Annotated in this window: 12 protein-coding genes; 9 read left to right on the top strand and 3 right to left on the bottom strand. The window is 68.6% G+C overall.

All coding sequences use genetic code 11. The features are described 5' to 3' along the window. The first annotated feature begins 42 nt into the window (after nt 1-42). The gene (locus GQ56_RS41885) at nt 43-804 is read left to right on the top strand and encodes an IS5 family transposase (protein WP_075123018.1); all 762 of its coding nucleotides are present in this window, start codon (nt 43-45) and stop codon (nt 802-804) included. 70 nt (nt 805-874) lie between these two features. On the opposite strand, the gene GQ56_RS0126055 is transcribed toward GQ56_RS41885, so the two are convergent. Both GQ56_RS0126055 and GQ56_RS0126050 read right to left on the bottom strand, forming a co-directional pair. Continuing rightward, entirely contained in the window at nt 875-1,384 is a 510-nt protein-coding gene (locus GQ56_RS0126055) for a GNAT family N-acetyltransferase (RefSeq protein ID WP_052007330.1), read from the bottom strand. A gap of 23 nt (nt 1,385-1,407) precedes the next feature. Then, nucleotides 1,408-2,244 (bottom strand): c-type cytochrome, encoded by an 837-nt coding sequence (locus GQ56_RS0126050; RefSeq protein ID WP_031401439.1) that lies wholly within the window; start codon nt 2,242-2,244, stop codon nt 1,408-1,410. A gap of 181 nt (nt 2,245-2,425) precedes the next feature. Between GQ56_RS0126050 and GQ56_RS45660 the strand changes: the two genes are divergently transcribed. Continuing rightward, complete coding sequence (locus GQ56_RS45660; RefSeq protein ID WP_161788576.1) at nt 2,426-2,590, top strand: hypothetical protein; 165 nt, start codon at nt 2,426-2,428, stop codon at nt 2,588-2,590. A 31-nt stretch (nt 2,591-2,621) separates the two neighbouring features. On the opposite strand, the gene GQ56_RS0126040 is transcribed toward GQ56_RS45660, so the two are convergent. Beyond that, nucleotides 2,622-3,617 (bottom strand): LysR substrate-binding domain-containing protein, encoded by a 996-nt coding sequence (locus GQ56_RS0126040; RefSeq protein WP_031401438.1) that lies wholly within the window; start codon nt 3,615-3,617, stop codon nt 2,622-2,624. 388 nt (nt 3,618-4,005) lie between these two features. On the opposite strand from GQ56_RS0126040, the gene GQ56_RS45655 reads away from it, so the two are divergent. The 7 genes from GQ56_RS45655 to GQ56_RS0126005 all read left to right on the top strand — a co-directional run bounded on the left by GQ56_RS45655 (nt 4,006) and on the right by GQ56_RS0126005 (nt 15,003). Next, nucleotides 4,006-4,221: a hypothetical protein gene (locus GQ56_RS45655; RefSeq protein WP_160257495.1), complete on the top strand. Its 216-nt coding sequence runs from the start codon at nt 4,006-4,008 to the stop codon at nt 4,219-4,221. Next, entirely contained in the window at nt 4,218-5,633 is a 1,416-nt protein-coding gene (locus tag GQ56_RS0126035) for a circularly permuted type 2 ATP-grasp protein (RefSeq protein ID WP_031401437.1), read from the top strand. Before GQ56_RS45655 ends, GQ56_RS0126035 begins: the two co-directional genes overlap by 4 nt. Before the next feature lie 64 nt (nt 5,634-5,697). After that, the gene (locus GQ56_RS0126030) at nt 5,698-6,639 is read left to right on the top strand and encodes an alpha-E domain-containing protein (protein ID WP_031401436.1); all 942 of its coding nucleotides are present in this window, start codon (nt 5,698-5,700) and stop codon (nt 6,637-6,639) included. An 8-nt stretch (nt 6,640-6,647) separates the two neighbouring features. Continuing rightward, nucleotides 6,648-7,625 (top strand): transglutaminase family protein, encoded by a 978-nt coding sequence (locus tag GQ56_RS0126025; protein ID WP_031401435.1) that lies wholly within the window; start codon nt 6,648-6,650, stop codon nt 7,623-7,625. 93 nt (nt 7,626-7,718) lie between these two features. After that, entirely contained in the window at nt 7,719-11,132 is a 3,414-nt protein-coding gene (locus GQ56_RS0126020) for a transglutaminase family protein (protein ID WP_031401434.1), read from the top strand. Nucleotides 11,133-11,353: 221 nt separating this feature from the next. Continuing rightward, nucleotides 11,354-13,969 (top strand): circularly permuted type 2 ATP-grasp protein, encoded by a 2,616-nt coding sequence (locus GQ56_RS0126010; protein WP_034196813.1) that lies wholly within the window; start codon nt 11,354-11,356, stop codon nt 13,967-13,969. Further along, complete coding sequence (locus GQ56_RS0126005; RefSeq protein WP_031401432.1) at nt 13,963-15,003, top strand: transglutaminase family protein; 1,041 nt, start codon at nt 13,963-13,965, stop codon at nt 15,001-15,003. Before GQ56_RS0126010 ends, GQ56_RS0126005 begins: the two co-directional genes overlap by 7 nt. Nucleotides 15,004-15,086 lie beyond the last annotated feature (83 nt).

Genomic DNA, 15,086 nt, shown 5'->3' with positions numbered 1-15,086 from the left:
CACAACCTAGACATGATGCCGCGATAGCCATATCTTCCCGGTATGGCGAGACGCAAAATTAGCAAAGAGTTGTGGACAGCGCTGGAACCGTTGATTCCGGTTTTCAAGCCGTCGCCCAAAGGCGGCCGACGTCGTACGGTTGATGACCGTGCTGCTCTGAACGGCATCCTCTATGTTCTGCAGACCGGTATCCAGTGGGAAGACTTACCGCAGGAACTCGGCTTCGGCAGTGGCATGACATGCTGGCGACGTTTGCGAGACTGGCAAGCGGCCGGCGTATGGCATCGACTGCGTGAGCACGACCAGATTGATTGGGAGCGTGCGAGCCTAGATGGAGCCAGCGTCTCCAGCCCCCGGGGGGCCAAGAAACCGGCCACGCTCGGATCGAAGCGACACATCGTCGTAGATGCTCACGGCATCCCGCTGGCCGTCACGATCACGCGAGCCAACCGGCACGATTCGATGGCATTCGAGCCCACGCTTGATTCCATCCCCGCCGTACCAGGCCTGAACGGGCAGCCGCGCAAGCGTCCAAGCAAACTGCACGCCGACAAAGGGTATGACTTCGCTCGTTGCCGGCGCTATCTGAGACAGCGCGGCATCAAGGCCCGTATTGCCCGCCGTGGTATCGAAAGCAGCGAGCGGCTGGGGCGTCATCGTTGGGTCGTCGAGCGCACGCATGCCTGGTTTGCCGGATTCGGCAAGCTCCGGATTCGCTTCGAACGGCGCCTCGATATTCATGCCGCTTTGCTTGTTCTGGCTGCCGCCGTCATCTGTTCGAGATTCGTGGATGACTTGTGTTAGCGGCTCTAAATCGTAGTTTTAGCGAGATTTGGCGAGACGATGGTAGACAGTCGTCTCCCAAAAAACCGAATCATTTCAACGATTTATGGCCGTCCTGAGATGCCCCGAGCATCCGCCCCACATACCGCCGCATCACATGAAACGCCGTATCGGTGCGCCCCGGCATCGTCACCAGCGCACCATCGGCGGTAAAGCCGAGCTTTTCATAAAACCGGTACGCCACTTCGCGTGCCGTACACCACACGAGCGCGGCCCCGTTTGCTTCCGCGTGGCGCAAGCACACCTGCACCAGTACCCGCCCGAAACCCATGCCGCGCACGTCGGGATGCACGGCCATCCCGCGCAGCCGCCAGGCCGGCCGGGCCGGATCGTCGTCGCGGGTCTCCTCGCAGAGCGACGCGACGGCGACGATGCCCGACGGGTCGCGCACCCCGACGTGCAGCGTCGTCGGTGCATGGTCTCCGGCCAGTTCGCATGCGTTCAGGTCGCCGTTCAGCAGGATCGCCGCCCTGAGCGGGTGCGTCTGCGCGGCATCGATCGATGCGATGGTGAACAGCGGGTCGCGTGGCGTCGTCAACATGTGTCGTGGTGTCCGATAGTTCGTCACTGGCCGGCCTTGCGCCGCGCCACATAGCCGAGATACGCGACGATCTGGTCGAGTTCCCGGTCGCTCAACTGGTCGGGCGGAAATGCCGGCATGCTGCGGCCCGGCCAGTCGCGCACCGACGCCGGATTGCGGATGTAGCGGCGCAGCGCGGCGGGCTTGAAGTAGTCGACCGGATTCATCGGCGTGTTCAGGTCGGGGCCGGCGTGGCTGCTGCCCGCGCCGTCGAGGCGGTGGCACGCAAGACACTGCGTGACGAACAGGCGCTGGCCCACACGGGCCGGATCGTCGGCGGGGAGCGCGGGATCGACGGCGAGCGACGGCCAGCGCGCGAGCGGCGACGATTCGAGCGTGATGCGCACGATCTGGAACGGCCATTGCTCGCCGCGCACCGACGCCGCATCCGGCCCGAGCCAGACCAGATAGAACGGCCCCGCGCTGACCTGCTTGCCGGGCAGCTTCGGCCACGGGTGGGCCGGATCCTCGATCGCGAGCCACGGGACGGCACGGGCCGGTGCGCGGCGGCGCACCAGATCCAGCGGCAGTTGGGCGGCGAACCCGTCGGCCGCGCGCGTTTCGAGCACGCCGTCGGCCGGCAGCGACGCGTCGCCGAGCAGCGCCGCGAACGGCACCGCGCGAAACGTCATCGGCCGCCCGTACGCAATGTCGCGGGGCACGCGGATGCTGGTTGCATCGGGACGCGCGAGCAGCGTCTGCGGGGTGAGGGCGCGAGCCGTGCCGTCGGTCTCGAGTTCCAGCGTGGACTGGGCCGACGCAGGTTGTCCGATCAGGCAGACCGTCAGCAGCAAAAGAGAAAACAGGCGACGCTTCAGCATTCGTTCTCCGTGGAGGGGGCGGTCCGGGCGATGACGCGGGGAGGCGTGCCGCTGCCGGAACGAGCCGGGCGTCAGTCTATACGGCCGGCGGCCCGAGTGCAGCGCCAGTCAGGCAAATCCGGCAGGGAGAGCGCCGGCCGATCTGCTCGGCGCGTGGCTGGAGCGAACCGGTGTGGTCGCGATGATCGATTTCCTGGAGCGGGGGATCAAGAGGTCTGCGGGTGCAACGCGACTCGAGATGACCCTGGGCCGAGCCCCCGAGTTCGGCGACATGATCGAACCGATCGATGACCTCGTTGCATGCGGCGGGCTGGCCGTCGTCGACGAACGCTTGTTCGGCGCATGACGGCCGGCGGGCGGATGAGGGCCGCCTCGCGTTACCGTGCGCCTCCCGATGATGCCCGTTTCGCGATCCGCGCCGGCGCGGCCGCTTGCGCGGCGCCGGCCGCGCTTTCGACCGCCGCGCGCGGCCGGTTCATGATGTAGGTCCACAGTTGCTCGGCCGCGAGCCCGCGCTTCCGCGCCGAGCGATAAAGGCGGATTTCGAGTTCGGTGATCCAGTCGCCGGACCCCGCGCACACGAGCGTGCCTTCCGCGAGTTCCTTCGCAACGCAGCTTTCCGGCAGCCAGCCGATCCCGTGCCCGGCCACGACCATGCCCTTCAACGCCTCGGACATGTGCGTCTCGAAGCACCGATGCAGCGCATACGGTTCGGTCGCGTTCAGCAGCAGCATCTCGACGATGTTGCCGAGAAACGCGCCCGACGAATACGCGAGCAGCGGCAGCGGCGCGTCGGGCGCGCCCGGCAGCTGAAATACGGGCTTGCCGAGCGCATCGGGCGTCGATACCGGCAGGATCCGCTCGACGCCGAGGTTGACGAACGGGAAGTGGTTCGGGTCGAGCACGATCGGCAACTGCGGATGGTGATAGCCGAGCAGCAGGTCGCATTCGCCTTCGACGAGATGCTGCACGCCTTCCGGCACGTTCACCGCGTTGACGCGCGCCGTCACGTGGCCGACTTCGCCGTTGAGCTGCTTGAGCCATTCGGGAAACAGCGTGAAGACCAGCGTGTGCGCGACCGCGAAACGCACGACCTGGTCGCTGGCCGCGAACTGGTCGTAGCCGTTCACGAGATTGCGCGCCGCATACATGCTGCGCAGGATGTCCGCGGCGAGCCCGCGAAACATCTGTCCGGCCGGCGTCAGCGCGATCGGGTTGATGCTGCGGTCGACCAGCTTCGCGTCCATCCAGGTTTCGAGGGCGGCGATTCGTCTGCTGAATGCAGACTGCGTGAGGTGCCGATTACGCGCGGCCCGGGAAAAACTTTTGGTATCCGCAAGGCTCAGGAAATCTTCCAGCCACTTTGCTTCCATTTCGATCGTCGCTTTTTATAGTCGGGCGCCAAAGAGGCGGCGCCGCTTCGCTGCACCAACGTTCTAGCGTACCGCGCCTCGCGCCGGTCGGGACGATGTTTTTTTTCGATGGGTTCCAGTCTAAATATGCATGGGCGTTGTCGGCGGGATTACGGTTGCTTAGGTTTGAGGTGCCGGACCCGGCTAACCGGACAGTTCATCGCGTCGAACTGCCGGCCAGGCCGCAGACGGTACTTCCCCCCAGGGTCGGTTGCGCCGTGCGCGTACCGGCCCGCCTCCCCATCCGTTCGTTCCGGTCGTCCGGTGCCCGGGCAGGCCGTTTTTTGTGCAGTGCAGATTGCATATTCGTGACACGCGGGGGAACTATGTTTGAAAGTCGCGGCGCAGCATGGACCGTGCGCAGCGGCGACGCACCGGCGTCGCCCGTCGTGCGGGGCGCTGCACCGTCGTGGTGCGCAATGCCGCCCGGGCGTGCCTGACGCGGCGCAAAAAAGGGGGGATTATCGAAGGGATCGCGCAAGGCACGTTCCTTGCGATGCAGTCAGTACGCCGGTCCGGCATGCGCAATGCCGGGGAAAACGATCGATGGAGAAAAGATCGATGAAGCCATTCGATGAAATGCTGCAATCCGGCGACATGGTAAGGGCGCCTTACGCGCGCCTGAAGCAGTGGCTCGACACGCAGAATCCCGCGAGCCTCGCCCAGAAAGCCCACGACGCGGAAGGCGTGTTCCGCAAGACGGGCATCACGTTCGCCGTCTACGGCGATTCGGAGGCCGCCGAGCGGCTGATTCCGTTCGACATCGTCCCGCGCATCATCTCGGGCGCGGAATGGAGCCGGCTGTCGCTCGGCATCGAGCAGCGCGTGATGGCGCTCAATGCGTTCCTCGACGACATCTATCATCGCCAGGAAATCGTGCGCGCGGGCATCGTGCCGAAGCACCTGATCGCGCACAACGAAGCGTTCATCCCGGAGATGATCGACTTCCGGCCGCCCGGAAACGTTTACACGCACATCATCGGCGTCGACATCGTGCGCACCGGCGAGAACGAGTTCTACGTGCTGGAAGACAACGCACGGACGCCGTCCGGCGTGTCGTACATGCTGGAAAACCGCGAGACGATGATGCAGCTCTTTCCGGAGCTGTTCCAGCAGGTGAAGGTGCGCCCGGTCGAGACCTATCCGCAGATGCTGCGCCAGTCGCTCGCGGCCGTGTGCCCGCCGGGCGGCAATGCGGACAACCCGACCGTCGCCGTGCTGACGCCCGGCATCCACAATTCGGCGTACTACGAGCATTCGTTCCTTGCCGACCAGATGGGCGTGCACCTCGTCGAGGGCAGCGACCTGCAGGTGATCGACGGCCGCGTCGCGATGCGCACGACCGAGGGCTTCCAGCCGATCGACGTGCTGTACCGGCGCGTCGACGACGCGTTCCTCGATCCGCTCACGTTCCGCCCCGATTCGGTGCTCGGCGTCGCGGGGATCATGGATGTCTACCGCGCGGGCAACATCACGATCGCGAACGCGCCCGGCACGGGCATCGCCGACGACAAGGCGATCTACTCGTACATGCCGGAGATCGTCGAGTTCTACACGGGCCGCAAGGCGCTGCTGGAGAACGTGCCGACCTGGCGCTGCGGCGAGGCCGACAGCCTGAAGTACGTGCTCGAGCATCTCGACGAACTGGTCGTGAAGGAAGTGCACGGCTCGGGCGGCTACGGGATGCTGGTCGGGCCGTGCGCGTCGAAGGCCGAGATCGAGGCGTTCTCCGCGAAGCTGCGCGCGCGCCCGGCGAACTACATCGCGCAACCGACGCTCGCGCTGTCCACCACGCCGATCCTGACCGAGGCCGGCCTCGCCCCGCGCCACGTCGACCTGCGGCCGTTCGTGCTGGTGTCGGACCGGATCCGCATCACGCCTGGCGGGCTCACGCGGGTCGCGCTGAAAGAGGGCTCGCTCGTCGTCAACTCGAGCCAGGGCGGCGGCACCAAGGACACCTGGGTGCTGGCCGACTGAGCCGGACGCTACCGCACGCGCCGGATCCGGCGCGCGAACCGAACGAAGACGGAGTGGACACGAGATGCTTCTGGGACGTACTGCAAGCGGTCTCTACTGGATGTACCGCTATATCGAGCGCGCTGAGAATATCGCGCGCATCGTCGATGCCGGGCTGCGGATGGCGCTCACGCGCACGTCCGACGCGCCGGCCGAATGGTCGTCGGTGCTCGTCAGCTCGGGCACCGACGACGGCTATCGGGAGAAATACGACGCATATGCGTCCGATACCGTAACCGACTACCTGCTGCGCGACCGGGACAACCCGTCGAGCGTGCTGGCGTGCATCGAGGCGGCGCGCTCGAACGCGCGGATGGTGCGCACGGCGCTCACGCGCGAGGCCTGGGAAAGCGTGAACGGCGCGTGGCTCGCGCTGCGCCGCGCGCTCGCGCAGCCGGTGCAGGAAAGCGAGCTGCCGGGCGTGCTCGACCAGGTGAAGCGCGAAACCGCGCTGATCCTGGGCAGCTTCTACAGCACGATGCTGCGCAACGAGATCTTCGATTTCGCGCAGATCGGCGCATTCATCGAGCGCGCGGACAACACCGCGCGGATCATCGACGTCAAATACCATCTGCTGCTGCCGTCGGTGTCGCACGTCGGCACGATCCTCGACAGCTACCAGTGGGAGACGATCCTGCGCTGCGTGGCCGCGCATCGCTCGTACCGCTGGGTGTACGACGTGCAGTACAAGCCGCTGAACATCGCCGACTACCTGATCCTGAACGGCCGCATGCCGCGATCGCTGCGCTATTGCTACGGACGCGTCGTGTCGAGCCTGAACCTGCTCGCGAAGGATTATGGCGTGACACATCCGTGTCACGACACGGCCGCGAAGATCCTGCAGATGCTGTCCGACACCTCGGTCGAGCGGATCTTCAAGAGCGGCCTGCACGAGTTCCTGACCGACTTCATCGGCCGCAACAACAGCCTCGGGCTCGAAATCGCCCAGGCTTACAACTTCGACTGAGACTTGCCATGCGACTCGCCATCCGACACATCTCGCGTTATCAGTTCGACGATCAAGCCACCCATGCGCTGCAACGGCTGCGGCTGCGCCCGCAGTCGGGCCCCGGGCAGACGGTGCGCGCGTGGCAGGTGACGATCGACGGCGTCGAGCCGACGCTGTCGTACGCCGACGGGCTCGGCAACCGGATCGACCTGGTGCGGCACGACCGCGGCGCGAAGGCCGAGATCGTCGTCATTGCGGCCGGCGTCGTCGAGACGCAGGACCGCGCGGGCATAGTCGGCAATCCTGAAGGCTATGCGCCGCCGTGGATTTTCGAGCGCGAGACCGCGCTGACGAAAGCGGGCGACATCGTGCGCGCGCTCGCCGAGGCGCTGCCGATCGATCCGCGCGGTCTCGACGCGCTGCACTGGTTGATGACCGAGGTGCACGGCCGCATCGCATACGCGCCGAACCTGGCCGCCGACGCGCCCGTCGACGCCGAAACCGCGCTGGAAAGCGGCGAGGGCACGAGCCGCGACCACGCGCATGCGTTCATCGCGGCGGCACGCGCATTGAAGATTCCCGCGCGCTATATCTCCGGCTACGTGCTCGCCGACAGCGCGATGCAGCGCATCGCCGACGCGAAGCAGAACGCGGGCGACGAAGGCGAGGAGGAGGCGCTCGCGCTGCAGAGCGGCGAGGGGATGCAGCAGGCGCTCGGCGCGTCGCATGCCGCCCAGTCGCAGGGGCAGGCGCAGGCGGCGCTCGGCGGGCAGACGCAAGCCGCCGCGCTGATGCAGCAGCCGGCCGGCCATGCGTGGGCGGAGGCCTATGTCGAAGGGCTCGGCTGGGTCGGGTTCGATCCGTTCATGAACCGCTGCCCGGACGAGCGCTACGTGCGCATCGCGGTCGGCCTCGATTATCGCGACGCGCAGCCGGTGACGGGGCTCGGCGCGACCGCCGTCGGCATCGAGATCAGCGTCGTGCAGTCGCCGGAACTCGTCTGACCCGACGCGCGCTTTCGCCGAATCCGCCATGCCGGGCCGCCGCGTCGCACGCGACGCGGCGTGCGCGGCCGGCTCAACCCGAACCGAGCTCTCATGTCCATCCACGTCGCGCTGCACCACACCACCCGCTATCGCTACGACCAGCTCGTCAACCTCGGCCCGCAGGTCGTACGGCTGCGGCCCGCGCCGCATTGCCGGACGCCGATCCTCGCGTATTCGATGACGGTCGAACCCGCGCTGCACTTCATCAACTGGCAGCAGGACCCGTTCTCGAACTATCTCGCGCGGCTCGTGTTTCCCGAACGCACCGAGCACTTCGAGATCACGATCGACCTCGTCGCCGAGATGTCGGTGTACAACCCGTTCGACTTCTTTCTCGAAGCCAGCGCGGAGCAGTATCCGTTCAGCTATGACGACGCGCTGAAGACCGAGCTTGCGCCGTATCTCGCGCGCGATCCGCAGACGAGCGCGTCGCCGCTGTTCCGGACGTATCTCGACGGCGTCGACCGTACGCCGGCGGCCACGGTGGATTTCCTCGTCGCGCTGAACCAGCAGCTGCAGCGCGACATCGGCTATCTCGTGCGGATGGAGCCGGGCGTGCAGACGCCTGAGCAGACGCTCGAGCTCGCGTCGGGTTCGTGCCGCGACAGCGCGTGGCTGCTCGTGCAGCTGTGCCGCCATCTCGGCATCGCCGCGCGTTTCGTGTCGGGCTACCTGATCCAGCTCACGCCCGACGTGAAGTCGCTCGACGGCCCGAGCGGCACGTCGGTCGACTTCACCGACCTGCACGCGTGGTGCGAGGTCTACCTGCCGGGCGCGGGCTGGATCGGCTTCGATCCGACCTCGGGCCTGCTCGCCGGCGAAGGCCACATTCCGCTCGCCTGCACGCCGCAGCCGACCAGCGCCGCGCCGGTCGAGGGGCTGATCGACGAATGCGAAGTGGCGTTCGAGCACGAGATGTCCGTGACGCGCGTGTACGAATCGCCGCGCGTGACGAAGCCGTATACGGAATCGCAATGGGACGCGGTGCGCGCGCTCGGCACGCAGGTCGACGGCGCGCTGGCGGCCGGCGACGTGCGGCTCACGCAGGGCGGCGAGCCGACCTTCGTGTCGATCGACGATCGCGACGGCGCGGAGTGGAACACCGATGCGCTCGGCCCGACCAAGCGCGGCTACGCGACCGAACTCGTGCAGCGGCTGCGCGCCGAATACGGCGACGGCGGCTTCCTGCATTTCGGGCAGGGCAAGTGGTATCCGGGCGAGCAACTGCCGCGCTGGGCGCTGTCGATCTTCTGGCGCGCGGACGGCCAGCCCGTGTGGCACGACCCGTCGCTGTTCGCCGACGAGCGCGAGCCGTCCGCGTATACGACCGACGACGCGAAGCGCTTCATCGATGCGCTCGCCGCGCGGCTGCACCTGACCGACGAATTCATCCGGCCCGGCTACGAGGATGTCTGGTACTACCTGTGGCGCGAGCGCCGGCTGCCGGTCAACGTCGATCCGTTCGACTCGCGTCTCGACGACGAGCTCGAACGCGCGCGGCTGCGCAAGGTGTTCGAGCAGCACCTCGACAGCGTGGTCGGCTACGTGCTGCCGGTGAAGCGTACGGACGACGCGCCGGGCCTGGACGGGCCGCGCTGGCAGACAGGCCCGTGGTTCTTCCGCGACGAGCGGATGTACCTCGTGCCCGGCGATTCGCCGATGGGCTATCGGCTGCCGCTCGATTCGCTGCCGTGGGCCAGCCGCGCCGACTATCCGTACCTGGCCGAGCGCGACCCGTTCGCGCCGCGCACCGCGCTGCCGGACGCCGCCGCGATCCGCGCGCGCTATGCGGGCCCGGCCGACGCGCCGCGCTACCTGTCCGGCGTGCATCGCGAAGCGGCCGCGCAGACCGTGATGCAATGGCGGGACGACGGCGCGGCCGCGAGCAGGCGGGCCGCCTCGCACGACCCGCGGCGCCAGCCGGAGCGTTTCGAATCGGCCGCATGGATCACCCGCACCGCGCTGTGCGTCGAAGTGCGCAACGGCATCCTGTACCTGTTCATGCCGCCGCTCGCCGCGCTCGAGGATTATCTCGACCTGCTCGGCGCGATCGAGCTGACCGCGCACGCGCTCGGCGTGAAGCTCGTGCTCGAAGGCTATCCGCCGCCGCGCGATGCGCGGCTGAAGGTGCTGCAGGTGACGCCCGATCCGGGCGTGATCGAGGTGAACATCCATCCGGCCACGAACTTCGACGAACTCGTCGATCACACCGAATTCCTGTACGACGCCGCCTGGCAGTCGCGGCTGTGCAGCGAGAAGTTCATGGTCGACGGCCGCCACGTCGGCACGGGCGGCGGCAACCACTTCGTGCTCGGCGGCGCGACGCCGGCCGACAGCCCGTTCCTGCGCCGCCCGGACCTGCTGGCGAGCCTGGTGGCGTACTGGCACAACCATCCGTCGCTGTCCTACCTGTTCTCGGGGCTGTTCATCGGGCCGACGAGCCAGGCGCCGCGCGTCGACGAGGCGCGCAACGACCAGCTCTACGAACTCGACATCGCATTCGCGGAGATCCAGCGCAACAAGCTGCTGTTCGGGCAGGACATGCCGCCATGGCTCGTCGACCGCGTGCTGCGCAACCTGCTGGTCGACGTGACCGGCAACACGCACCGCAGCGAATTCTGCATCGACAAGCTGTATTCGCCCGATTCGTCGACCGGCCGGCTCGGCCTGCTCGAACTGCGCGCGTTCGAAATGCCGCCGCATGCGCGGATGAGCGTCGTGCAGCAACTGCTGCTGCGCGCGCTGGTCGCCCGCTTCTGGGCCGCCCCGTACACGACTCCGCTCACGCGCTGGGGCACCGCGCTGCACGACCGTTTCATGCTGCCCGCGTTTCTCCAGATGGATTTCGACGACGTGCTGGCCGAACTGCGCGATGCCGGGTTCGCATTCGATCCGGCGTGGTTCGCGCCGCATTTCGAATTCCGCTTTCCGCTGTTCGGCCAGATCGCGGTGAACGGCATGCAGTTGTCGCTGCGCGGCGCGCTGGAGCCGTGGCACGTGATGGGCGAAGAGGGCGCGACCGGCGGCACGGTGCGCTACGTCGATTCGTCGGTCGAACGGCTCGAAGTGCGCGTGACGGGGCTGAACGACAACCGCCACGTGGTGACGGTCAACGGCCGCGCGCTGCCGCTGCAGCCGACCGGCACCGTCGGCGAGTACGTCGCCGGCGTGCGCTACAAGGCATGGTCGCCGCCGTCCGCGCTGCATCCGACCATCGGCGTGCATGCGCCGCTGACGTTCGACATCGTCGACACGTGGCTGCAGCGCTCGCTCGGCGGCTGCCGTTACCACGTCGCGCATCCGGGCGGTCGCAACTACGCGACGTTCCCGGTCAATGCGTACGAGGCCGAGAGCCGGCGGCTCGCGCGCTTCGTCGAGATGGGGCATACGCCGGGGCGGATGACGGTCGCGGCGGCCGCGCCGAGCCGCGAGTTCCCGTTCACGCTCGACCTGCGGCGGCCTTGAGCGGACGATGAAGGGACGAATGACGATGCACGGTGTGCGGTACCCGGGCGCGCCGGCTGCTGGCGGCCCCGCCGGAATGCTAGGATGCGGGCAGATTGCGGCCGCGCGCCGTGCGCCGCGGCCTGCCATCGGCGCGGCGGCGCGCGTGCGCGCCCGCCCCTTGACGACGGAACGACATCGTGCCGCCCATTGACTTAGATCATCTCGCCGCTCCCGACGCGATGCCCACGCTTTTCGATACCGGCACGCAGCCGGACGCCGCTGAACTGGCCGCCGCGCTTGCGGCGCCGGCGGCCGCCGGTCGTTACGACGAACTGCGCGGCAGCGCGGCGGGCCTGAACGCGCCCGCGCTCGCACCCGCGTGGCGCAGCTTTTTCACGTCGATCGGCAGCGACGGCGTGGCCGACCTCGATCGCCGCGCCGATTCGCTGCACCGGCGCATGCGCGAGAACGGGCTGTTCTACCAGCTCCACGAGCAGCGCGCCGGCGACGGCGCGGTCGGCCCGTGGTCGCTCGACCTGCTGCCGCTGATCGTCACGCCCGAGGACTGGGTCGCGATCGAGCGCGGCGTGCTGCAGCGCGTGCGGCTGCTCAACGCGACGCTGGCCGACCTGTACGGGCCGCAGACGATCCTCGAACGCGGGCTGTTGCCGCCCGCGCTCGTCACCGGGCATCCCGGCTACCTGCGCGCGATGCGCGGCGCGTGCGTGCCGGGCGATACGTGGCTGCACGTCGTCGCGTTCGATCTCGCGCGCGGCCCGGACGGTCAGTGGCGGATCGTCGCGCAGCACACGCAGGGCGCGGCGGGGCTCGGCTACCTGCTGGAAAACCGGCTGATCGTGTCGCGGCTCTTTCCGCGCGGGTTTCGCGGGCTGCGCGTGCAGCGGCTCGCGTCCGCCTACCGCGCGCTGCTGCAGAGCATGCAGGCGCTCAGCCCGGCCGCGCGGAACTCGCGGATCGTGCTGCTGACGCCGGGGCCGCACAGCGCGACCTATTTCGAGCACGCGTATCTCGCCCGCTACCTCGGCCTCACGCTGGTCGAGGGCGGCGACCTGACCGCGCGCGACAACCGCGTGTTCCTGAAGACGCTGGGCGGGCTCGAACCCGTGCACGGGATCCTGCGGCGCGTCGACGACGCATGGCTCGATCCGCTCGAACTGCGGCCCGATTCGATGCTCGGCGTGCCGGGGCTGCTGCAGGCCGTGCGCGCGGGCAACGTGCTGCTCGCGAATGCGCCGGGCTCGAGCTTCCTCGAATCGCCGGCCATGCTCGGCTTCATGCCGCGCCTGGCGGAAGGGCTGCTCGGCGAAACGCTGACGCTGCCGGCCCTGCATTCGTGGTGGTGTGGCGAGACGGCCGCGTGCGAGGACGCGCTGCCGCAGCTCGCGCGCGGCATCGTGAAACCGACCTATCCGCCCGACGTGCAGGCCGGCGGCTCGTTCGAGCCGGTGATCGGCGCGCGGCTCACGCAGGCGCAGCTCGCCGAGTGGCGCGCGCGGATCCTCGCGAGGCCGGAACACTACACGGTGCAGGCCGATCTGCCGCTGTCGCAGGCGCCGACCTGGCCGCGCCAGGACGCACCCGACGGCAACGGCGTCAACGGCAGCGCGCGCATCGTGCCGAAGCCGCTGCTGCTGCGCGTCTTCGCGCTCGCCGACGGTGAGCAGCGCTGGCGGCTCCTGCCGGGCGGCCTGTCGCGGGTCGGCACGCGCGACACGCTGTTCAACGCGCCGATGCCGCGCGGCGGCAGCACCGTCGATACCTGGGTGATGACCGAAGGCATCGTCGATTCGACGACGCTGCTGCAGACACACCTCGGCCCCGACGATCTCGTCGAGCGGCCGCGCGCGATCGCGAGTCGCGCGGCCGAGAACCTGTTCTGGCTCGGCCGCTACACCGAACGCGCGACCAACCTGATGCGCCTCGCGCGCGCGGCGCTCGAACGGCTGCGCGGCGAGGACGACGTCGACAGCCCCGCGCATCTGGAGCTGATCGACACGCTGTGCCGGGACACGGGGCTGGTCGCGGCCGATGCGCCGAATGCCGTCCATGCGCCGCGCGCGTTCCAGCATGCGCTCGCGACGTCGCTGACGCGCGGCGCGGATCGCACGTCGGGCATCGCGTCGTGCCTGTTCGGGATGCGCGGCGCGGCAGCCGCGATTCGCGAGCGGCTGTCGAGCGACCAGTGGCGGTTGATCGACGACGCGACGCAACTGTTCGCGGACAGCGCCGACCATCCGGAAGCGGAAGAGCAGCTCGGCAACGAGGCGCTGCAGTTGCTCGGCCGCCTCGGCCTGTTGCTCGGCGCGATCACCGGCGCGCAGACCGACAACATGACGCGCGACGACGGCTGGCGGCTGCTGTCGATCGGCCGGCAGATCGACCGGCTGGATTTCCTCTGCAGCGTGCTGCGGTTCGCGTTCGAGGAGGGCGCCGTGCACCGGCAGGACGGTTTCGAGCTGGTGCTGGAGCTGTTCGACAGCTCGATTACGTTCCGCTCGCGCTTCCAGCGCGGTTTCGACGTCGCGCCGCTGCTGTCGCTCGTCGTGCTTGATACCGACAATCCTCACTCGCTCGGGTGGGTCGTGCAGGCCATGCGCAGCCGCCTGACGAAGGTGGAGCGCAGCGAAGGCTATGCGCTGTCCGAGCTGGCCGAGACGATCCCGGACGTGCCGGCGTGGTCGCTGCACGAGCTGTGCGAGACCGACGAAGGCGGCCGGCACGACCGGCTGCTCGACGCGCTCGATAAGACGACGAGGGCGGTCTGGGAGCTGTCGAACCGGATCGGCGAGCGCTATTTCAGCCACGTGCGCGAGGCGGGCAGGACACTATGGTGACGACGAAAGGTGCGGCAAAAATGCCGTCCGGTGCGGCCAACGCGCGACCGGCATCGGCACCGGCCGCGGCGGCCGTCGCCGCGCCCGCGCCGGGCCGGTTGCTGCGCGTGACGCACGATACCGAATACCGTTATGCGGCGCGCGTCGAATCGGCGCAGCACCAGGCTCGCCTGCAGCCGCTCGTGACGCCGCGCCAGCAGGTGCTGTCGTTCGCGCTCGACATCGAGCCCGCGCCGGAGTCGGTCTGCACCGAGATCGATGCGTTCGGCAACGCGCGCGCGTCGTTCGCGCTGAACCTGGCGCACGACGCGCTGCTCGTGCGCAGCCGCAGCACGGTGTGCGTGACGCCGCCCGTGTGGTCGCTCGGTGCGCGCGGCGAGCCGCCGCCCGCGATCGCGCGGCCGGACGCGGCGCATGCGACCGCGTGGGAAGCCGTGCGCGACCGCCTGCGGTTCCGCGCGGGGCAGCCTTACGATGCGGCGAGCGAATTCGTGTTCACGTCGCCGCATGTCGCGTGCGATCCCGAGCTCGCCGCGTATGCGGCCGCGAGCTTCACGCCGCAGCGGCCGCTCGTGCAGGCCGCGTGGGACCTGATGCGGCGCGTGCATGCCGACTTTGCGTATACGCCGAACAGCACCGACATCACGACGTCGGCGCTCGACGCGCTGCGCTTGCGCAAGGGCGTCTGCCAGGATTTCGCGCACGTGATGATCGGCGCGCTGCGCTCGCTCGGGCTGGCCGCGCGTTACGTGAGCGGTTATCTGCTGACGCAGCCGCCGCCCGGGCAGCCGCGGCTGATCGGTGCGGATGCTTCTCATGCGTGGGTCGCGGTGTACGATCCGGCGTGGCCCGAGGACGACGGCTGGCTGCAGCTCGACCCGACCAACGACCGCGCGCCCGGCGACGACTACGTGATGCTGTCGATCGGCCGCGACTATGCGGACGTGACGCCGTTGCGCGGCGTGATTCGCGGCGGCGGCGCGGATCAGGAGCTGAAGGTCGGCGTGACGGTCGAGCCGCTCGATGCTGATTGAGGTTGCCTGACGCCGCGCGCCGACGCTGGTTCGCCGACGCCGGGTGCGGCCTGCACGGTCGCGTTTGCCGCCGTGGCGGCCCC

Origin of the sequence: Burkholderia paludis (assembly GCF_000732615.1) — a bacterium.
GTDB lineage: Bacteria > Pseudomonadota > Gammaproteobacteria > Burkholderiales > Burkholderiaceae > Burkholderia > Burkholderia paludis.
This window is presented reverse-complemented; position numbering and strand designations above follow the sequence as displayed.

Excerpts from the sequence above, each read along its gene's own strand:
- GQ56_RS41885 (WP_075123018.1), top strand. The coding sequence starts at position 43 with ATGGCGAGACGCAAAATTAGCAAAGAGTTGTGGACAGCGCTGGAACCG.
- GQ56_RS0126055 (WP_052007330.1), bottom strand. The coding sequence starts at position 1,384 with ATGTTGACGACGCCACGCGACCCGCTGTTCACCATCGCATCGATCGAT.
- GQ56_RS0126050 (WP_031401439.1), bottom strand. The coding sequence starts at position 2,244 with ATGCTGAAGCGTCGCCTGTTTTCTCTTTTGCTGCTGACGGTCTGCCTG.
- GQ56_RS45660 (WP_161788576.1), top strand. The coding sequence starts at position 2,426 with ATGATCGATTTCCTGGAGCGGGGGATCAAGAGGTCTGCGGGTGCAACG.
- GQ56_RS0126040 (WP_031401438.1), bottom strand. The coding sequence starts at position 3,617 with ATGGAAGCAAAGTGGCTGGAAGATTTCCTGAGCCTTGCGGATACCAAA.
- GQ56_RS45655 (WP_160257495.1), top strand. The coding sequence starts at position 4,006 with ATGGACCGTGCGCAGCGGCGACGCACCGGCGTCGCCCGTCGTGCGGGG.
- GQ56_RS0126035 (WP_031401437.1), top strand. The coding sequence starts at position 4,218 with ATGAAGCCATTCGATGAAATGCTGCAATCCGGCGACATGGTAAGGGCG.
- GQ56_RS0126030 (WP_031401436.1), top strand. The coding sequence starts at position 5,698 with ATGCTTCTGGGACGTACTGCAAGCGGTCTCTACTGGATGTACCGCTAT.
- GQ56_RS0126025 (WP_031401435.1), top strand. The coding sequence starts at position 6,648 with ATGCGACTCGCCATCCGACACATCTCGCGTTATCAGTTCGACGATCAA.
- GQ56_RS0126020 (WP_031401434.1), top strand. The coding sequence starts at position 7,719 with ATGTCCATCCACGTCGCGCTGCACCACACCACCCGCTATCGCTACGAC.
- GQ56_RS0126010 (WP_034196813.1), top strand. The coding sequence starts at position 11,354 with ATGCCCACGCTTTTCGATACCGGCACGCAGCCGGACGCCGCTGAACTG.
- GQ56_RS0126005 (WP_031401432.1), top strand. The coding sequence starts at position 13,963 with ATGGTGACGACGAAAGGTGCGGCAAAAATGCCGTCCGGTGCGGCCAAC.